The organism is Cycloclasticus zancles 78-ME, from assembly GCF_000442595.1.
In the GTDB taxonomy this organism is placed as follows: domain Bacteria; phylum Pseudomonadota; class Gammaproteobacteria; order Methylococcales; family Cycloclasticaceae; genus Cycloclasticus; species Cycloclasticus pugetii.
The window spans coordinates 208,157-228,956 of sequence record NC_021917.1 but is presented as its reverse complement, the minus strand read 5'-3'; the positions used below and the strand labels follow the sequence as shown (position 1 = coordinate 228,956).

Genomic DNA, 20,800 nt, shown 5'->3' with positions numbered 1-20,800 from the left:
TTTGTCGCTCTACTTCTCTGCTATAACCGCTCTATCAAGAAAACGCTCGGGCAAGGTATTAGGCAATGCATAAGGCACGATATCTGCTGTGTCATAAAACTCTTCAATAATTGGGTGCATAATTTTTCTCCATAAAGGAGGAAACATCGTTACAAATAAGATATTTAGGTAACCTAATGGTAAACGTGGTGCCTTATCCATCACCCTTAATATCTGATAAGGCCGCCCTACATTCGCGTGATGATCTGAATGCCGATCAATTTGGCACATAAAAAAGCTACTAATAATCATACTGTCATCCCAAGCATGTTCTGCCCTTACTTTTTCATAGCTACCGTCTTCAAGCTGTTTACGCATCAAACCATAGTGTTCTGCAAAGTCTGCTGTGGCTAATAGCAGCCTTGGGAAAAGATATTGCATAATAAATAACGGCAATGAAATCCAGCCAAAAAGATAAACAAGTAGTGAAAACCATGCGATTTGTGCAATAGTTATTTTTATCATTTTATTATCTAAACTTATCCAGCTTGAACCCTTTCGGCCAAGGCGTTCCGCTTCTACTTTCCATGCGGTAATTGACTTTAATACTGTACTTCTAAGTGCAAACCTCCAAAAATTTTCACCATATGGGGACGTTGCAGGATCTAGTGGGGTCGCTACATGAATATGATGATGGAAATTATGATAAACATAGAAATCAGCCATACTAATTGGCGTCATCAAGGCTTGACCCATAAAACGGTCAAACTGATTACCATGATGACACAGCTCATGCCCTGGAGTTGCACCTGTTGCCGTAACAAAGGCCAAAGAAAGGGCTAAGAAAACCATTTCTGCTGTGCTAAGTGGGTAGTAGCTTACACCTAACACGGTGAACATTTCCATCGGCGTATTTGTTATCAATGAATAACAAAACAAAGTAATTAGAAACTGTATCGGGACATAGACCCAAAGCATAAAGCGAAAAAAAGAACTTTCCTCTAATTCTTTTTCCATCTCTTCTGGTGCGTTAATAGGATCATCTCCTACAATTGGGTCAAGTATCATACAGATACCAAATACAGCAAGGGTTAACAAATACCAATACCCCCCACCTAAAAAATGAGCAATAACAGGTGTAGTAGAAAACAACAATATAGGGATTGTGGTATAGCGAGCGACTATACTAACTTTTCTTTTAATACTATCTGGGGCATTCATTTTGGGGAACATGTTCTCTCCTGGATCTCATTAATTTGCATTTATTTATACAATTGATTATAACCAGTTAAACAAACTGAACGCTAGTTAGAAATAATCATTTTTTAATGTAACAATTTTTCTTTAAACAACTTATTGCTCTTAAACTAGCGTTGTTAACTATCTTTAGAAACACTATAACTCCAAACTTTTAGAAATAAGGAATGCTATGCAAACATCAAACATCCAAACCGGTTCTTTTAATACGTTTTTAAATGAAGCAGGAACCGATAAGGACACCAGTATTTTATTGCTACATGGTTCTGGCCCTGGTGCTAACGCCATGTCAAACTGGCAATATGCACTGCCTTTTCTAGCTGAGAACTACCATTGCCTTGCACCAGATATTGCAGGTTTTGGCCTTAGCCAACATAACTGCCCACCCAATGGAACCAGCCACTGGATTGATATTTGGGTGCAGCAACAAATAGATTTATTAGATGCTAAAGGGATTGAGCAAACACATATTGTCGGCAATTCCATGGGCGGTGGCGTTACCCTTCATTTACTGAACAGGCACCCTGAACGCTTTAAAAAAGCAGTTCTTATGGGTCCAGTAGGTGCTCCATTTGCCCCTACCGAAGGCCTCACTAAAGGGTGGGAGTTTTATAAAGACCCTTCCAAAGAGGCTTTAGAATACTTAATTACTAAATTTCTTTTTGACCCGAGTTTACTTGGCAATGATATCGCTAGCATTGCTGCTCAACGCTTCGATAACGTTATGAAAGATGAAGTACGCCTTCAGTTTGAAGCCATGTTTAGCGGTGGTACAAAAAAAGGTATTGATGCGTTTGTTTTATCAGACGACGAGTTAAATAATATTTCCCACCAAATGCTGGTCACCCATGCCCGAGAAGATTTTTTTATTCCTCTGAATAATGCATATTATTTAATAGATAGAATCCCTAATGCGCAGTTGCATGTCTTTGACCATTGCGGCCACTGGGTTCAAATTGAAAAGAAAAAAGCATTTAATAATTTAACTAAACTATTCTTCGACGGCATGTTTGATGACTAACCCCCACTCTCATAACATCAATTAAACACACGTTTAATTAAACAATAAAGCCCAGACTTTCATCTGGGCTTTATTGTTTTAGAATTCATACCTCTTCATTTTATTCAATACTTAAAAGCCCATCATCTCTCGATACCCTTGCCACATTGAACGAATCATTCCTTCCGTGACTAGATGCTTTGCTCCTTCAGGCTCTTTACCATCCATCTCTATCACGCTAGTGTATTCCCCATCCCGAACTATCGCTTTTTGACATAGCTCTGTTGATTCACCATCTTCCATTGAGATAAGTCCAGCAGGTCCAATAAGGTTAGATTGCTTTAAACGAATATTTCTAAGCTCTTCAGTGTCGTCTTTATAACCAAAGTAAGTCCAGACTAACTCAAATTCATCCTTACCTTTCGGTAAGATCTGACGAAAAGCGAGGGTATTTTGAATTTGCTGCAGCACTAACGAAGGAAACATCGATAATATATCCAAGCTATGTCCGTCTTCAAACTCCTGCTGGCCTGCTAGTAAAGACTCATCTGCTAATGCATAATTTCCTTGCTGCATCGTTCTAAGGTTCTCTTTCTTAACATCGTCCAGAGCACTTTTCTTTTCCTCTGAACTCTTAACCCAAATTAAGCAGTGAACTTTATTATTAACGATTGATTCACCTTGTTGAGACGATCGATACAGCCCAAAAGTTGCATGAAAGAGATGCAATAAACTTGCATGATAAGGGTCTTTGGTGTTTTCAGCGTAGAACTTCCAGTTCCCTTTAATATACTGCCGAGTTGTACCGAGTATTTCTATCGGCTTATTTAAGAGTCGACGCATATGGTAGCTAACATCATCGCCCATATATTCTTCAATATCCGGCGTATCATCACTAAAGGTACCAAAAATCGCACCATGGTAATTAACCACACGGACCTTACGTAGACCGTGCTTTTTCTTATCAAAGTCTTTTGGCATGCCACCTTTGCCAGCGAGTCCACGCTGGAAGGGGACCCCATGAAGGTCACCCTTCGCATCATAAGCCCACTGGTGATATACGCAGGTGTATGCACCATCTTCAGACTTACCGTGACGCTCTCGACAAATCTCAGCGCCACGGTGAGCACAACGGTTAACCCAAGCATAGATTTCATCATCTTGCCCACGGGTAACCACAACAGGGGTATCACCAATATAGGTTGATTTGAAGCTACCTTTTTCTGGTAACTCTGCGTCAGCGGCTAAAAAGTTCCACGTTGGACCATTATAAATTTTCTCCTGCTCAAGGTCGTAAACTTCTTGATTATTAAACACCCAATAAGGCACCGCCGTACAACCTGCATCTGCAGGCCACTTTAAACGATCAAGCATACTTCTCATAAGAATACTCCTTTATTAAGCTATTGAAGAATAAGGCTTTAGAACCTTCTGCCGCTAGCATTTTTAGTTACTTTCTTGCACCGTTCCTTCTCTGTCTTTAAGCGGATAAATGAAACTTGCCAGCGCCGGAATAAGAATAATAGCGCCCAACATATTCACGAAGAACATATACGCTAACAAGATACCCATATCTGCCTGAAACTTAAGATCTGAGAAGTACCAAGTTGCCACACCAATCGTCATCGTCACTGATGTAAAGACAACTCCTGTTCCCACCTCTTTTAACGATTCATAATACGATTTCTGTAACGACTCTCCCATTGTCATGTGAGCCCTCATCCGTGCGAACAAATAGATGCCGTAATCAACCCCTACGCCAACACCCATTGCTAATACAGGCAAGGTAGATACTTTCAAACCTATCCCTAAATAAACCATGACAACGTTTGCTAAATAAGCAACTAGAGCCAAGGGTACAACAATACATATTGTTGCCCTAATAGACATAAATGTTACAAAGCAGAAAATACCCACTGCCGCAAACAAAATAAGTTCTATTCGAGCTTGCGCTTTAGCCACAATTTCATTTGTTGCCGCCATGATGCCTGCATTACCCATCGCAGGTACAAAGTCGACATGCTCATTTGTATTGAGCTCTCTGAAATTTTTGACTGCATCCATTACACGGTCTAATGTTTGCGCTCGATGGTCTGTAAGATAAATTGTTACCGGCATAATCGTACAATCATTTGAAAATAATGCCTGAGACATCTCTACTCTGTAGATATTAGCCGATATCATTTTCTCATTCCGTGGGATACCCAAAAACTTAGGGTTCGCTTCGTAGTTACCAATATTACGCTCACGAATCACTTGAGACAGTGCCTTAACAGACTGCACGCCTTCAACATTTTGCATCTGCCAAACAAAGTCATCGATCGTTTGCATAATACTGAAATTAACACACGAACCTTTTTGATCGGCTTTTGCTAAGATCACCAATTCATCCAAGCCGACAGAAAAATTTTCCTGTATCGCATTAGCATCCAAATTATATTGAGAATCTGGCCAGAACTCAGGTGCACCGGCTTCAACATCGCCAACAATCAGTTGATCTTGAACTGATAAAGTGTAAACACTCAGGCCAAAGGCAAACACCAATACAATTGTTGCATACCGTCTATCTGTTAACTTTGAGAGCATTGCCCAAAAAGAATGGTCAGCGCCTTTAATACTTCCTTCAGCCCTTTTTAATTCCTTATCAGTCAATTTAATATACGACAATAAAATAGGCAGCATGATTTTATTGGTTAACAGCATCACCGCTACCCCAATACTAGCGATTATTCCAAGCTCTCTAATGATAGGAATATCAATCAAGACAATAACGCCAAAACCTACTGCATCTGAAACTAGTGCTGTAGCACCCGGTATAAATAACTTATAAAAAGCATGACGTGCCGCACCGACCGAATCTTCGCCATTAACAACGCCAATCCGCCAAACATTGGTCATTTGAATTGCATGACTAACGCCGATAGCTAGAATTAAAAACGGAACCAGTATTGACATAGGGTCAACACCGTAACCTAATATTTTGACCAACCCCAGCTGCCAACTGACAGAAATCAATGCTGTCGCAATCACTGCCAGCGCCAGTTTCATTGAGCCTGCAAAAAAGTGTAGCAAAATAAAGGTAATGATTAATGTAATAACAAAAAAGCTAATTACGCCTTCTGCACCATCAATCACATCGCCTATGAATGGCGCAAAACCAATAATATGAATAGCGGTTTCTTCTGTTTCATAAGTCGCTCTGATTTTGTCTAATTTTTCAGCAAACAACTCATAGTCAATTTTTTCCTTTGTAATCGGATCAACTTCGACCAAATCGGCAATCACCAAAGCGCCCGATAGATCCTTCGCAACTGTTTTACCTATTTCAGAAGACTTAAAAAGATTACTTTTAACCTCTTCAATACGTTCAGGTGTTGCAATAAAGTCGGCGGCTACGATTCTTGAGCCCGTAAACCCTTCTTCACTAACGGCGACATAGTTAACGTTTGGAGTAAACAATGAGGTTACGGTCCGCGCGTCAATACCATCCATCACTAAGACTTCAGACGTGATGCCTTCCAACACGGTAAAAAACTCGGGCGTAAACATCTCACCATCTTTATTCTCTACAAAAATGGTAATACGGTTTGCGCCACCAAATTCATCACGGTAATTTGTGAAGGTTTTCATGTACGGGTGTGACAAGGGGATAGCCTTATCAAACCCTGGAGACAACTGTTGATTGAACCCTTGATAGGATAAAAATACTGTTACCAATAGACCAAGAGTTAAGAATAATAAACGATGCTTCAATAAAGCATCTGCCATAAAATCAGAAATATTATGCACTAAGGTTGATTCATGTTTAATACTCATTATTTACCACCCCTGTCTGATTTTGTTAATTCACTGATTGACATTTTTTCAATACCGCCCGACATTGATGATAAATAAACATTCTCACCGTGAATAGTTAGCGCGGTGTAGTCGGCCCGGCTCTTACTTTCTACTGTATTCACCAATTCACCTTGGTCATTAATCACCAAAATAATCCCACCACGTCCAACGACTAAAAGATTTTTAGCATCATCTGTTATCGCTGAGCCCAATAAAAACTGATCTGTTTTACTATTAATTTTTTTCCATTCTAAAGTCTCAGAATCAAGCAAATATAAGTTGCCACTCATGCCAAAAACCACAAAATCCTTTGCTAATTTATTAACACCAAAAAACGAGCCTTCATAAGGAGAAGGCACAACTTGCCAATTCGAAAATTTATCTTTTGAATAAAAAATTCCACCACGTTCAGAAACAACCAGCGATGTATCCGTAATTTGTTCGATGGCAAAGAGATGATTTTGATACCATTCTTCTACGGATAATAACGTCAATTTCCACGTTTCTCCCGCATCTTCGGTTATCCATAGCTCTCCATCTGTGCCTAATACATAACCCTGCTGAGGACTGACAAAGTTTACCGACATATAAAACCGTTCTTCTTCCGGTTTATAACGCTTTATAACCCAAGTTTCTCCGCCATCTGTTGTTTGCAAAATAGTCGATTCATGGCCAACAATCCAACCAGTTGTTTTTGAGGAAAATGATATCCCCGTTAACGTGACATCTACTGGCGACTTAATTTGTTTCCAAGATTTTCCGCTATCAGTCGAACTTAAAATAATGCCTCTTTCTCCGACGGCAAAAACTTTATCTTCATTAACATCTAAATCAAGGAAAATTGCTTTCGTTGATAATGGCATCTCCAATGCTGGTCTAGCAAGGGTTTCCGCCAACGCAGAACCACTCATCAACAGCATTAGACATAAAATAATTCTTAACATCATAATTATTACCTATAAAATTCAAAAAAAGACCGAAGCTAAACTGTCTAGCCTCGGTCTTAATCTAATCATTTAAAACAACGCTGCGCTTCTTATCTCCGGCCAAACTTTCTTAAGCCTTGCGGTGTAAAAATGTCAATGTTGAAGCCAATATCTTCTTCTTTTGATACCACTTTCTGACCACCAAAGCCCATTTCTTTACCTGCTTGGTACTGCCAGTATGGGAAGGTTGTGTATCGGCCATTAATCAAGTCCACTTGCATATCGCCTAATGGACCTGCGACATTTGGTCCAGGAATGAAGGCATTGTATTGCTCACCCACACGCCATAAACGATCTTTCGCATCATATGCTTCAAATGCGACACCTAACCAAGTATCTTCATCAAAATAAGCGGTATGACGTTTATAAAGATGACGCTGCCCTTCTTTTAATGTCGAATCAAGAACCCATACACGGTGCAACTCATATCGAACAACTTCTGGGTTGATATGCTCTTCTCCAAAAATTTCATCAAAAGGCAAGTCTTTATTACCTAGTTTGTAATTGTTGTATGCAACATATATTTCCTTTCTAACAGGTTTAGCATAATCAAAGCGGGTATGTTTACCACCAAAATAGTGCATCCAACGACTGGCTACTGTTCGCTGACCATCTGACGCAAATGATGGGCTATCATGGAAACCAATTTCCGGTGCTTTACGAACACGGCGTTGTCCTGGAACATATAAATAAGTTTGAAAATCAAAATCATTTACATAGTTACAGCCACCAAATACTAAGCCTGATGAACGCGGTGGTTTTTCAACCTGCCAAGAGTCACACAACATAGCGATGCCATCACGGTTGTACCATTTAACACTTCTGATTTCTGAATCTGCTGAAAACCAATAAGGAGAAATCGTCCGCTGCCGAATAATCACGTCGGTACGGTTTCCATTTGAATCGATTAAAGCACCATTAATCATTCGGTCATTTGCAAGCCCTTTGAAAGAAAAAAAGTGGTTATATGCTGCTTCTGCACCTGATTTAGGAATCGGAAACGGGATACCGCCACCAGCAATATTGTTCTTTAAGCAAACTTTTGATTCCGTTGCATATTCATCACACATTTCAACATTTTTTGCTTGCGCCATGGTTGCATCGTATACCCATTTATCGTACGCACCTGTACGGTGAGTAGGGTATACGTGCATTTTATAGCTGTCAGGATATTGCTTAAATAAACCAATTTGGCCAGCCGTTAATTTATCCATGTGCTCTGTGTAGTTTTGAGCGGTAATGGTAAATAATGGTTTTTCGTCTGCAAAGGGGTCTGCCAAACTATCAACAGTTCCTCCAGCAGGTATCGGCATCGGTTCACTATTCCATGCAGGAATTGTACCTTCAGCATTGCCGGCTCTCACCGCCCCCATTGGGGTTAACTCAGTATCATTAATGCCCAATTTCGCTTCTTCTTCGGCAGTTAACTTTGCCATAGCTATGCCGGGCAATAATGCCGCTGACAGCACAATGCCTATGGTTTTTTTAGTTCTTGATGTTAAAAATTTCATCCTATCTCCTTAAACTCTCTTAAACTCTCTTAAACTCTCTTAAACTCTCTTAAACTCTCTTAAACTCTCTTAAACTCTCTTAAATTATTTTAATTAACAATATTTAGAATGAGTAACTAATATTTGCTTGTATGAAATCACGATCCGTACGGCCGTTTAAGCGACTACCCGCTTGATTTAGCATGCCATTTCCGCCATCGAACATAGTCCAACTAACACCACCCGTCCATGTTCCCCCGCCGTATCCAAAGTTAGCACCAATTGTTAACGCTTTTCGGTCATCAACAAATAGGGGAACAATTTCATTGGAAACACCTTCAACATCGTATTTAAATGCGATAAAAGGAGAAACGGATGCGACATTAAACAATGCTGCTTCATAAGTAAGACTTTGCTTAATTTGGAAGCCCCAAAAGCTCTCAGTCACTTGAGGATTAAACACTGATCTAAAGGCACCACCAACAATCGGCTCATTTTTGGTTGGCAAATCATCAACCCAGCCATACGCAACTTCTAGTAAGGTGCTATTAGCATCTGCATCCATAAAGCCAACACCCCAAATACGTTGGAAGGTCATTTGCATTTGATGCCTATCAACGAAGTCATATCCAGTTACCTCGTCACCTACCGCACAAGTACCACATAGTCCTAAGCCTGCTGGAAATGGGCCTGCTGCTCCTAATCCTGATAGCACCCCACCAGTCATTTGTATCGGCGCATCTTTTCTTACGTGGTACTCACCGCCTATCGCCCAGCCAGAAATATTGGTATTAAATGACATACCAATACGCTCAATATTCTCTACGTATTCTAAAAAGAATTGACCGGTTCCGTAAAATGTTGAGATCATCGGTGTATGGTCATGAAGACTTTGGTAATACAACGCGAGCTCTGTTCCACCAAATACTTCTGGAAAGAATTTACGAATTGCCAAACCATATTGACCACCTTCAGCAAACTTATCACCCACTCTTACTAAAGAACCACCTACTAGACCGCAATCATCTAATTGATCAGGCGAAATACAGGCTCCAGAAGGCGCACCAAAAGGTAGGTTAGCTGCACCTGTGGCCACACCGCCGACAACACCATCACCTGCCGTATCAAAACCACCGCCTGCACCTACTGCATCGAGGGTAGTAAAGTATGAGCCTGCTGGATCTAATTGAACTTGGTCAAATTCAAAAAGGTAGAAAGATTCAATAGACCACTCGTCATCAATATTCCATGAAACATAAGCAGCATTTGTACCAATAAATGCATCCTTAAGTGCAAGCCCAGGCTGTCTTAGTTTGTTTACGTCAACAGTATTAATATCATTAATTGAGCCTTGAATAAAGGTATTCTCACCCCAGCTAATAACCTGCTTACCAACCCTTATGTTAACTTGATCATTATCACCAAAATAGCCATAAAACATTAAGTCAGTTAGTGACAAATCACGCGCTAATTTATCATGCGCTTGGTCAGCTAAATCTTCATTATCATACGCATAGTCATAAAAATAATTACCTCGCGCCAGCATGCCATAATCGCCATACTCTAAGCTTAATGTACTAGATCCACGGATAGAATTACTGAACACATCGCCAGCATCTTTAAAAATTCTATTACCATGCGCGCCGAAATTATCACTATCGGCATCTTCTGTACGCATTGAAATACCATACGTTACATCCGTATCAAAAGAACCTCTTAACTCACCTTTATGAAAACTAAAAGCGTGTGCTGTGCCTATTTGAGACAATAATAACGCCGAGCTTAGCGCAACACCTGCACTCGATTTTATAATCGATTTCTTCATGAAACTCCCCCTGTTTAATTTTTACTACACCTTTATATGTTGGTGTTGTAAAAAGCATACAGGCTTGAACGAGCAGCTGTTAGAAATTTTTCTCAAAAAATTGACGCTGATCAATTTTATTTTTTCTAACTACTGTTGGCGGACAATAAAGTTGTTAACAAATGACCTCCTAACCTATTGACTTTATTATAGTGGTTATTTTGTAAATAAAAATAAAGTTGTTAACTTTCAACGTTCTGTGATTTCCAAAAAAGAAAAGTATCACCAATAAAGTTGTTAACAAACTCTAAACTTATGCTCGAGCTCTTTGGCTTCTCTGCCGAATATCGAGCTTGAGCTTGCTTTCAGATTAAAGCTGTAGCACAGCCTTAATAATTTTTTTACTTGGAACTTATGATCTTTTTATTTTTACGCCTTGGTTTCTCTACAGGGGTGAAAGAATCACTAAGGTGACACCTGAACCAGCGCCGACGCTCAATGTTTTGAAATCCGTTCAATGCAAAGCGATAATCACAACGCCCCAATCTCAGGCCACAACTGCATGGGCAAGGCAATTTATTAGCTTCCCTCTTACGTTTGCCAAGAGCTCGCAAGGCACGTAAAACAGCTCGCTTTCCAGTAAGGCCGAGCATTTCTCCGTAATCATCGACCAAGCCTTGTTCACCGTGCGCGAGTTCGCCATAAGGGTGTAACCCTCCCAAATTTAGAACACATTTGAATAGAGTATTCTCAAGCTAATTGTTGTTCATACACCTTTGGTGGTAAATCATTAAACGACTCATGCGGTCGTTCAAAATTGTAATCAATCACCCAGTCATCGGTTATTTCTCTCACTTCACTGAGTGAATTAAACAAATAACAATCTAGTACCTCATTCCTATAAGTACGATTAAATCGTTCGATATAGGCATTTTGTGTGGGCGTTCAGTTAAGTACCTCTAGGTAATTTATACCGTACGCAAAATCCAATGAACAACTCTCTGCGCCCAAGGCTCTATGACCTCTGGTGGAAGATCTGTGGAATGCTTAGATTTCGGATGCGGTATCCCTTTGTATGTCTTTTCGCCTAATCGTTCTTTAAAGTAGTCACTTGGCCAGCCCAGAGACTTCTTCATAATTCGATACAGAATCGCTTTCTCGTTTGCTTTTGCCCACCCTAGCGAAGACGTAAGCAGTATGGTCGATAGTTTCGCTGCACCATCCGAGGTATCTACTTCCAATAAAGTATAAAACTGGTTGCTGAACTCCAACTCAACAATAGCCATACAACGAGGATTTTGCATGTCGGCTAACCAATGTTTCTTTCCGTCACCCACCTTCGGAAGTTTTGTTATCTCTTTTCTGACTAATATACAGCCATGTTTTGCAACTAGACTGTCGACCATTTTGAAGAATGACTGAAACTTTCCAATATACAGATGGGCATCGTCCGTTTGATCATCTAGGTTATTCCATGAGCCTCCAGGTAGATTACCGGACTCTTCTTTTTCATTTTGACTTAGGCATTTATCCAAAACTTCTTTGTCACCATCGCCAATAAAATGGTTTACAGCTTTAGTCTTACTCGCGATTCTGTTTGTGATATGAGGCGTTCTAAACGACACAGCTACTCGCTTTGACATAAGCACTATCGTAGCCTTATCCACATCCGAAAGCTCGTCATCATCCAGTTCGTACTGATCAGGAGCTTCCCCTTGCTTTCCATCGCCTTTGGTTGGTTTTCCACCAACTTTTCGCTCATAACCTGGGTGATAGAAATCAATCTCGCCTTTTATGTCCGAGGGCAAGCTGTAGAGTTTGGTTACTTCCCAAACAAAGAAGCTATTCGAGTTTCTGTCTCCCCATCCGCTAGCCCCAAGTTCCAAGTCCGACAGGGGCGGTGGTGTGAACTGGAAGCTCCAATGCAGATAATTTTTTTGCTGGTACTGGTTTTTTATTAGGTGAATACCGATACTTTCAAAGGAGGCTCTGGCCGCGCGATCAAGCAGCACCCAACTGAGAAAACGGCGGTTATCATCTCGGTTAAAGTAAGATACTGGATATTCAGCTCCTTCTCGAACGATAATCATGGGCTGACCGTCATCTCTTTTGCCGAGGATGAAGTCTTCAGCCAGAGCATTATGCTGAAGACTTAGGCGAGCAAGAAACGGGTCATGATAAAAAAGCGCGCGAGCCAACTCTAATTGCGGGATAAACACCCGAGTGCTTCCAACCTGCACAACAAAACAAAGTTGGTTGCCGTCTTTACCATGTCTATGTGCCTGATACGCAGGGCAATCAGACGCCTTGGCCACTTCCCACTTCTGGGCATTTTCAATTAAGAAATCAACTGGAAAGCCAGCAAATTCATGCTGTATCGTCGGGTTTAAAACACGCTTTCTGGCAAGTACTGGTATATTGCTGAATTGCATACTCTGCGAAGTCCCACCATTAAAGTCAACGTTGATCGCCCAAGTTTTTCTATCTTTGCCACGAAAAAGAGAACCGATGCCTAGTACTCTGGAATCATCATTAAGCTTTTTAAACCTTGCCTCATGTAGACTCACTCAACATCTCCTTTAAAAGCTCTGCAACAATGGCTGTCATTCGCTCATCACTTAAACCAGCTTGCCGAAGCAAAGACCAGCGCTTAATTTCCTGCCCACGCTCTTGCATCGAGAAATAAGCACGGGTAAGCCTTCGAGCCTGATACTCAGTGATACTCTCTGTGTAAATGGAAAGCAATGTTGAAGAACGAGGTAAACGATGAAGGTTTTTTTCGACTGTTGCTCGGTGTTCAAGCTGGTGAATCAGGAATGTTCTGCTTAGTCGGGGAGCGCTTAAGTCTTCAGATAGATTTTCATAAGCGTGGCGCAGCTCTTTAGTCACTTGTTTGTCTCGTTGTGGCCAGTCGACACGTTTGTTAACTGTTATATAATCTGCATGATATACACTGTCGATGTATATCAACCAGTCGTAGTGGTTTCGATAAAGCCGTGCATAGAGTGCTGAATTTTGCTGACGAGATGCCTTTGGTGGCATTTGTTCAAGGAGCTGTTTCCACTTGATTTGGTCTTGGCTCAATTGGTTTTCAGTAATTAGCTCCGGCTCTTTTTCTTGGATGACTTTTTCGCTGTTTATTACCATCCTTGATGCTTTATCAATGGCATCACCAATACTTATCGCGCCATTGGAAAGGGCAGATATAACCACAATATGCTCAGCAAAACTAAAGCTTTTCCTATGTTTTCTGAACAGACCCCTCAGCCAAGAAGTTTCCGTCTCTGATGGAAGAATACCGGCGTTTGCAAGCCAACGTTTGCCCCAGAATTGGATTACAGTTTCGTGAATCTTACTATGGTCAACCCTTCGCCCATAAAAACACCCTTGGCTCGACGCGAACCACTTATAAAATGCCGTCCATTGAGAAAAACTAATTCCTTCATTTTGCACCTGCAATAAGTTAGCTGTTTGATGGGAAAAAATGCTGTCAACAGCCGCAGCTTTAACTGGTTCCAATATTTCTGCCTCCTCAACAGGCAGATATGAGTGCCGATGCTCTCCGTCAAGCTCAACGCTTGTGGTATGCAATGGGCCGTGCGCTGGGCATACCTTTAGTAGGGGAACCTGCCAAAGTCTATTCCAAAAGCACTCCCCATATTTTTGTTTCTGGACTTTCAAGCACTCTAAGCAAACAAAAAGTCGTTGTTTAGCTTTCACTTTTGAGGCGGCTATACCACTGGCCAAATGTACAGCGCCTCGGGAGCTGCCACTCATCCATTTTTTTAACTTTTTATTTCGCTCGCGTGGCAGGAATGATGCATAAATGGGCCAGAGTGTATGACGAGATATTAGAGTTTTAGTAACTAATCCGAGTGCTAGAGGATACTGCTCAGCTAGGGCCAATACATGGTTAGGTAAATCCACTGTCGCAACTACTTTGCGATTATTGAATACCTTATCCAACAACTGCTTAGGCGATGTTTCGCCATCATGAACACCTGCTCTTGCTGTCGTACTATACAGCAGCTCCTCAGGATAAGGGGGCGGGTACCCGAGCATTAATAACCTTCAGCCCAACCATCTAGGTCGAACATCTGACCGTTTTGCTCAAGCTGCTCTACCAGTGAAAGTTTTTCTTCTTTGCAATAAGCGTATTGATACCTTAGATCTTTGACGTCTAAATCAAGCCAATTTTTTTCCTTAACTTTCGTTATGGACTTAACTTCCCTTATTTGACCTTCATTCGATTTGTACCACCTCACCAAAATGGGAATCATTTCATGAAGGCTATAGTCTGGATGCTCTTTGAAAACCCGTTCAACAAGTTTGGCTACGCCCTGCTCATCAAAGGTTTCCTCGATCTGCAATATCACATTGTATAATCGCAGAGCGTCCTGGTTACCACCAAACAACCTTTCCTCTTGCTTTTGAACGACATTCAAGATTTCCGCGCCCAGCTGAATAATCCGTTTATCTAGATCTACGACACGCATATCTGAGTACTTTGTAATTTTGTCGGCATCACCCGACCTTAATGCATCCAGCATAGGGTGAACGGGCTTAAGCTCCTGCTTGTATACCGACTGTAGAATGCCCACAGTAATTCGTTCTTTCTTATTTGCTATGGCACGAAGCTGAGCTAATACAAACAACTTTACAACAATATCTAGGACACCTTGGGATAAGTCATACCAACAATCTCTAATCTCATCAGTGAGAGGGTCATCTCCGTGTTTCAGCCACTGATACTTCCAGAGGCTGTCTGACAACCTAATCCAATTAAGGTTTGACTCCTTTCCGTAGCCTTTAGAAACATATTGTGGAATAGTCTCCCAATAAATGGAGCCAAGACCGGCACTTCGTCTCCCAGATTGTAATTCTAGTTCAAAAATTGGGCGAGCCTTTGGCGTACCCACTAACACGATCGGAATGCCTACTGTATTTACGAGTTCAACAAAAAATTCTAACATTTGTTCCTTGCCACCTGAACGCACCTGGCTTAATCGCTGTATCTCGTCGATGACCAAAATTCCTATCGCGCGATTATTTGCCGTTTGCCGCATCAAAGCCAGCATTTTTGGAACAGACAGGCGTTGTTTTGCATAACGGCGTTCGTAATCCGAACCCAGCACGCTATCAACAGCACTAAAGAAGTTAAGACACAGGCTTTCAAGGTCGCCATTACTCGGGCATTCGATCTTCAAGTAAGTCACCTGAAAGAAATTTTGCTGCTCGTGGTAGATCACTTGCGGATAAGTTTCCAGCACCCGTTCTAAAGAGCTGGTTTTGCCACTTCCTGAGATACCCACTAAAGACATGCTTCTCGCTGTGGTTTTTTCAACAGCGAAATTTGCTGTGACTTCCCCTCCAGACTTGATCAGCTCGTAGCCTTCTTGCAGCTTTCTGTTTAGTGAACCGTCACTGATGTTTCTGCCGACGTACCCCATGCGAAGCATCATGTCGATTTTCTCTTGCAACTGAACATGTTGCGAGAGAGGCTGAAAATAATCATCCAACAGCGAAACGACCATGTGCATTCTGGATTTAGGATCCGCCAGCCGATCAGAGGGATGAAAACCTACCTGCCCCTTGATGCTCTTGCCTGCTTGAGCAACGGACAAGATGGGAGGGAGTGCTTCAATAAAGGGGTTACCATCGTAACGTTTTATACCTGTTGACTGGTAAGACGCTGTAACAAAATGATTAGGCTGTTCCATTAATTGTCTCCATCATCAAACAATTCGTCTTCAAAATCCGGGTAGTCATCACTATCTTCAGGCGGAGTTAGATGAACTACCTTTGCAAGTTGCTCGCGCTCAGACCTTTTTGGTCGACGCTGACCCCGTTCTTTCGCAAGCTGTTCAGACCGTGCATGACTGACTCCTTTCATTCGCTCAACATTTGTAGCGCTTGTCTTCGGTGTTTGTTTAATTGCCGACGAAATGATGTCTTCAACACGATCTTCATGATGCTTGCGAAGTTTATCAGCTTGCAGATTATCTTGCGCACCTTGCACTTTGATCTGTCTCTGTTTACGCCAAACTTCCCAAAACGTTACACCCCTAAACTCCCTCGATAAATCAGTAATGCGGCATACCCAATGGGCTCGACTTCCTCCGGTATGAAATAAATAAATCTCATCGGCAAAATTTGGATCAAAAGCGACCTCAACTTTTTTAGGCCTATTTGATTTGTCCGAGCGATGCATCCAGCCAAGTTCGACAATTTCTGAGGCAGAGTAATAAACACCAAATAGACATATACCTTGTGCTGATACACTAGCTTGCTCTCTCGGCAGTAGCGCAATACGGATCGATTTTGCATTAGCTTTACGTAGGCGACCAGTTCGATTTTGAAGCCCCCAATTCCAAAGATGAATTGGTATTGATGGTAAATCTGCAGGCATGTCCTTCGCTCGGTCATACTTCGTCATTGGATCTACAAAATTCCTCATAACGATTGATGAAACTATGATTTCGGTAAACTCCGAGATAGTTAATTTGCCGTCAAGCCAATAGTTTTTACCGCCTCTCTTTCTTATGGTTGGGCCAACCACTTCTCCTGGAGTAAATTTCTTGAATTCTGCTTGGAGCGTCCGAAACCTTTGTTCGACGATTCCTTTCGCATCTCCTCGATAAGGGGGTGTATTTTCGATCCTAACTCTATAACTTGATTCTAAACCTTCAATCTGATGACCGATAAGCTCTCCTCGATCAGCAAGTATTGCTTCTGGCAAACCAGGATCAGGCCAAGAAAAACTATCAGTTTCAATCTCTAAATCTTTGAATAATTGGCTCTTGTCGTTTAACGCCAAATGAAGTGATTGTATTGCCGCAACATAAGACGGGTTTTCAAAACCGATGTACCAGCCAACAATTAGTCTCGAAAAAACATCTATTACAATATAAACAGTAGGTCGCCCGACAGGCTGATTTCGGTCATGGTCTGATACTAATATTACGTCGGCAATCGTGGCATCTATCTCATAACGCGACCCAGGCCCTAAAGCTTGAATAGTTGCGGTACTATGCAACGGGCGGACATCTTTTTTATAAATGATATCTGATACACCCGCCTTAATTTTATCCACATTCTTATATTCGCGGTCTAAGAAGTAACTTAGTTGGCGCTTCGTTGGTTTTTCTGATTCAGGCACACCAGGGAATATGTTGTCATAAAGCCCTTTGAATTTACGGTGCGCTCGTGCAATAGAGAATTGCTTCTTGAAAATGTATTTATCAATAATTATTCGGAATAGTTTTTCAGTTTGCTCATCTACTATCGCACCTGTTCCTTCCATGATTTTTCTTGGGCGGCCGAGTTTTTTGTCATTAGCAATCCGTTTCTGACCTTTCGCTCCTGAGTTTTTGTAATCAGGAAGCAAGGCATTTGGCACCTGTCCTCTTTGCCAATAACGACGAATCAACTTATAGACATATGGCCTTGAAACGTCACCAGCATCGAGAATATTCACGACATGTTTTGCTCGAATCTTTTTTATATAAAAATTAGCATCTTCGATTAGCGGCTTAATAATTTGATAGTTTCTATCTCGAATCATTGATTCTTTGGAGCCTGGCTCAGGCAGTAGGTTTATTACATACCCAAATGGATCATCAACGCGAATTACCTTTTCTTCTAATAAGAGGGATTCGAGTTGTGAAAGCTCAATAATATCTGGAAAGGCTTTTTGGTCATCGATAGAAATCCATACAACATGGATATTTGTCGTTACAAGCACTCTGTAAAGCTTATCTTCTAACTGGATCACCTCATTAACTTGAAACACACCAACTCTCCTGCAGAGCATCGAAAGTTTCAACTGTAATGTCGGAACATCGTAACTCTGTAAACGGTTTAGTTATGTCAAAATGACAATAGCGTTGCGCAAGCAATCTTTTAACTTGGTATAGAGCCTCACCTGGTGAGTTATCATATGAAGCGTCGAGTTTCATACATAATTCTTTAACCCTCAGATTTTCACTCGCTCGTATATGTTTACTAAAAATTTCAAATTGAACTAAGAGATCATCGTGATCGGTGTCATCGTCAATATGGTTATAAAGAAGGTTAATATTCTCAAATACAATTGGCGATATCTGATTCTCAGTGACCCAAAAAATTGGTACTCCTTTCTCACGCCAGTAAAGGCGTTCAATCTCAAGTTTTTCTATTGTCCTAGGGTTACTATAAGCTTCCGATGTTTTGACCTGAATAGTAAATCGCGGCCTATCTTTTTCTCGAGAATCAACAACAAAGTCACTGCTCATGTATTGGTCAACTCCGTGATGATTTGGATGTTCGATTCCTAATCGTTCACTTATCTCCCGCGTCACTTCACGATCTAGTGGGAATTGTTCTCGAATATCTGTGGTAGTGGAGCGCCATTGAAGCAGAAGAAATGTTGCAAGTTCGAGATCGGAGAGTAGGTGGTGAGTACGCTGACTTATGTGCCCAAAGACTCGATGTGAACGGCCTTCGGAAGCCACATCTCGAACAGTTAACCAAGGTTTATAGTTTGATCCTGTGCCTTGACCACGACCATCTTTGATCCAACGCCGGTTTTTGGCTTCTGAGTTCCAATATTGCTTCTTGCCCATAGTAAATTGCCACCTGAACTGACTTATTTCTAAAGTAGCTCAATATTTCTTCTGAAGAATGTCGTAAATAGTATAGTCAATAACCACGAACGTTTTAAACTTAACACAAAATAATCCATCTTTATAATCTCGTAAAAAACTTTATGTTAACTCTTTCCTTATATGAAGTTTCAGTCTTTGGAATAGGTCGCTCCTCCGACTGGACTCGAACCAGTGACCCAATATCAAATCATTAGTTCTTTTAACCGGTGGGCTAATTCGTAACACTCTGCTTTTGTCTGAATATTCGTAAAACTTAAAATTAAACTTGGATGAACAGGGCGTGTTGACCATTCCGATAGTGCTTGAGAGTAGAGGCCTGATTTCATCATTCTGTTCGATAGTGCAACATCATCGGCATTTTGGTTTTTAAGTTTTACGATCATATGCATGCCGCCAAGTTGGTGCTCAATTGAAACTTTGTCGCCTAAGACTTGAGTGAATACTTGAGCGACTAATTTTCGACGTTCCGTATAAAGCATCCTCATGCGTTGAATGTGCCTAGAAAAATGACCTTCTTGCATAAAGGTAAGGACTGAATTTTGGGTGAGCCCTGAAACATTACCCGCATTATGTGTGTTCACACTGTTTTAAAACTTAGGTGGTTAATGGTGTGACGTTTGGGTACTTCTTTCTTGCGGCATTTTTTGAAATTGCTGGCTGCTATGCCTTTTGGGCATGGTGGAAACTGGATAAAAGCCCGCTTTGGCTTGTTCCAGGAATCATTTCTCTGGTGGCCTTCGCCTGGGTTTTGGCACAAGTAGAAGCCTCTTACGCTGGTCGTGCCTATGCGGCCTATGGTGGTGTGTATATTGCTGCGTCACTATTATGGGGGGCTGCTGTGGAAAGACAGCTACCCAATGGCTACGATATACTAGGCGTCGCATTCTGTTTCGCGGGTGCGGCTTTCATTTTTTTCAGCGAGACGCTGAAGGCATAAACAAGCATTCCAGCTGGATGCACTGAGGAGTAGCGATGGCACAAACTATCAGCAAAGTGGCAAAAACACTGGCTATCAATGTTGAGACGATACGTTTCTATGAGCGTCGTGGATTAATAGAGCAGCCAGCAAAACCGGAGGTTGGGTACCGTCATTACCCCAATGATACGATTAACCGAATTCGCTTTATTAAGCGCTCCCAGGAGTTGGGGTTCACCCTGAATGAGATAGCCAATTTACTGAATCTGAATGATAGCCCCTGCGGCCAGGTTCAGGAATTGGCCGAGCACAAACTCGCCGCCGTCAAAGATAAAATGGTGGATTTGCGTCGCCTGGAAAAAGCGCTCAACGCACTCTTAGCCCAATGTCAAAGTAATGAGGATGATAGCCATTGTCCTATCATTGATTCCCTGCAACCTTAGCTAGCCTTAAAATCGCTTGACTCCGTACCTGGGTACGGCATTTATACTTTCCCCATCACTTAAATATATAGGAGAGTAAGGCGTGTCAGAGAAAGATTCCAATCTACCCATTATTGGTGGGATTATTGCCGCCGTAGGCGCGGGCCTGTGTTGTGCGGGGCCGTTCGTCCTATTGCTACTTGGCGTCAGCGGTTCCTGGATTGGTAACCTGACGCTGTTAGAGCCGTACAGGCCCATTTTTATCCTCGTGGTTATAGCCTTATTTGGCTTTGCAGGATTGAAAGTCTATCGCCCTATAGAGGACTGTGAGTCAGGCACGGTATGTGTCCTATCTCAAGTACGCAAACGTCGGCAGGTGGTTTTTTGGTTAACCGCGCTTACGGCACTGGTTTTAGTCACTAGTAATTACTGGATTGTCTGGTTTGCCTGATCGCCGAATTGAA

At 41.6% G+C, this 20,800-nt stretch carries 16 protein-coding genes and 1 pseudogene; 4 read left to right on the top strand and 13 right to left on the bottom strand.

Annotated features, from left to right (window positions below; all coding sequences use genetic code 11):
• Positions 1 to 9: 9 nt before the first annotated feature.
• Complete coding sequence (locus tag CYCME_RS01135) at positions 10 to 1,212, bottom strand: alkane 1-monooxygenase (protein ID WP_020931882.1); 1,203 nt, start codon at positions 1,210 to 1,212, stop codon at positions 10 to 12.
• A 196-nt stretch (positions 1,213 to 1,408) separates the two neighbouring features.
• Here CYCME_RS01135 and CYCME_RS01130 point away from each other — a divergent pair, with 196 nt between their 5' ends.
• Complete coding sequence (locus tag CYCME_RS01130) at positions 1,409 to 2,257, top strand: alpha/beta fold hydrolase (protein WP_020931881.1); 849 nt, start codon at positions 1,409 to 1,411, stop codon at positions 2,255 to 2,257.
• Positions 2,258 to 2,368: 111 nt separating this feature from the next.
• Here CYCME_RS01130 and CYCME_RS01125 read toward each other — a convergent pair whose 3' ends face one another.
• The 12 genes and pseudogenes from CYCME_RS01125 to CYCME_RS01075 all read right to left on the bottom strand — a co-directional run bounded on the left by CYCME_RS01125 (position 2,369) and on the right by CYCME_RS01075 (position 19,579).
• On the bottom strand, positions 2,369 to 3,619 hold the full coding sequence (locus tag CYCME_RS01125; protein ID WP_015006998.1) for an aromatic ring-hydroxylating dioxygenase subunit alpha: 1,251 nt from the start codon (positions 3,617 to 3,619) through the stop codon (positions 2,369 to 2,371).
• Between the two features lie 63 nt (positions 3,620 to 3,682).
• Positions 3,683 to 6,052: an efflux RND transporter permease subunit gene (locus CYCME_RS01120; protein WP_015006999.1), complete on the bottom strand. Its 2,370-nt coding sequence runs from the start codon at positions 6,050 to 6,052 to the stop codon at positions 3,683 to 3,685.
• Positions 6,052 to 7,020, bottom strand: a complete 969-nt coding sequence (locus CYCME_RS01115) for a WD40/YVTN/BNR-like repeat-containing protein (protein WP_015007000.1) — start codon at positions 7,018 to 7,020, stop codon at positions 6,052 to 6,054. Before CYCME_RS01115 ends, CYCME_RS01120 begins: the two co-directional genes overlap by 1 nt.
• Positions 7,021 to 7,109: 89 nt before the next feature.
• Positions 7,110 to 8,570 (bottom strand): DUF1329 domain-containing protein, encoded by a 1,461-nt coding sequence (locus CYCME_RS01110; protein ID WP_015007001.1) that lies wholly within the window; start codon positions 8,568 to 8,570, stop codon positions 7,110 to 7,112.
• Between the two features lie 103 nt (positions 8,571 to 8,673).
• On the bottom strand, positions 8,674 to 10,374 hold the full coding sequence (locus tag CYCME_RS01105; RefSeq protein ID WP_015007002.1) for a DUF1302 domain-containing protein: 1,701 nt from the start codon (positions 10,372 to 10,374) through the stop codon (positions 8,674 to 8,676).
• A gap of 729 nt (positions 10,375 to 11,103) precedes the next feature.
• Positions 11,104 to 11,295 (bottom strand): annotated as a pseudogene (locus tag CYCME_RS12855) (integrase core domain-containing protein); the annotation flags it as partial.
• 26 nt (positions 11,296 to 11,321) lie between these two features.
• Positions 11,322 to 12,920, bottom strand: coding sequence for a Tn7-like element transposition protein TnsE (locus CYCME_RS01100; protein WP_020931880.1), 1,599 nt, complete (start codon positions 12,918 to 12,920; stop codon positions 11,322 to 11,324).
• Positions 12,907 to 14,415: a TnsD family Tn7-like transposition protein gene (locus tag CYCME_RS01095; RefSeq protein WP_020931879.1), complete on the bottom strand. Its 1,509-nt coding sequence runs from the start codon at positions 14,413 to 14,415 to the stop codon at positions 12,907 to 12,909. The genes CYCME_RS01100 and CYCME_RS01095 overlap by 14 nt, the downstream gene beginning before the upstream one ends.
• Positions 14,415 to 16,073 carry an AAA family ATPase gene (locus tag CYCME_RS01090; protein ID WP_020931878.1) on the bottom strand — a complete coding sequence of 553 codons (1,659 nt, stop codon included), beginning with the start codon at positions 16,071 to 16,073 and terminating at the stop codon, positions 14,415 to 14,417. Before CYCME_RS01090 ends, CYCME_RS01095 begins: the two co-directional genes overlap by 1 nt.
• Complete coding sequence (locus CYCME_RS01085; protein WP_020931877.1) at positions 16,073 to 18,145, bottom strand: Mu transposase C-terminal domain-containing protein; 2,073 nt, start codon at positions 18,143 to 18,145, stop codon at positions 16,073 to 16,075. The genes CYCME_RS01090 and CYCME_RS01085 overlap by 1 nt, the downstream gene beginning before the upstream one ends.
• A complete protein-coding gene (locus CYCME_RS01080; protein ID WP_020931876.1) occupies positions 18,132 to 18,956 on the bottom strand; it encodes a heteromeric transposase endonuclease subunit TnsA in 825 nt (274 codons plus the stop codon). Before CYCME_RS01080 ends, CYCME_RS01085 begins: the two co-directional genes overlap by 14 nt.
• Before the next feature lie 224 nt (positions 18,957 to 19,180).
• Positions 19,181 to 19,579, bottom strand: coding sequence for a Transcriptional regulator with HTH domain and aminotransferase domain-containing protein (MocR family) (locus tag CYCME_RS01075; protein ID WP_020931875.1), 399 nt, complete (start codon positions 19,577 to 19,579; stop codon positions 19,181 to 19,183).
• Positions 19,580 to 19,608: 29 nt separating this feature from the next.
• On the opposite strand from CYCME_RS01075, the gene CYCME_RS01070 reads away from it, so the two are divergent.
• The 3 genes from CYCME_RS01070 to CYCME_RS01060 all read left to right on the top strand — a co-directional run bounded on the left by CYCME_RS01070 (position 19,609) and on the right by CYCME_RS01060 (position 20,787).
• A complete protein-coding gene (locus tag CYCME_RS01070) occupies positions 19,609 to 19,935 on the top strand; it encodes a YnfA family protein (protein WP_020931874.1) in 327 nt (108 codons plus the stop codon).
• Between the two features lie 35 nt (positions 19,936 to 19,970).
• On the top strand, positions 19,971 to 20,357 hold the full coding sequence (gene merR, locus CYCME_RS01065; protein WP_020931873.1) for an Hg(II)-responsive transcriptional regulator: 387 nt from the start codon (positions 19,971 to 19,973) through the stop codon (positions 20,355 to 20,357).
• An 82-nt stretch (positions 20,358 to 20,439) separates the two neighbouring features.
• Positions 20,440 to 20,787 (top strand): mercuric transporter MerT family protein, encoded by a 348-nt coding sequence (locus tag CYCME_RS01060; protein ID WP_020931872.1) that lies wholly within the window; start codon positions 20,440 to 20,442, stop codon positions 20,785 to 20,787.
• Positions 20,788 to 20,800: the final 13 nt, after the last annotated feature.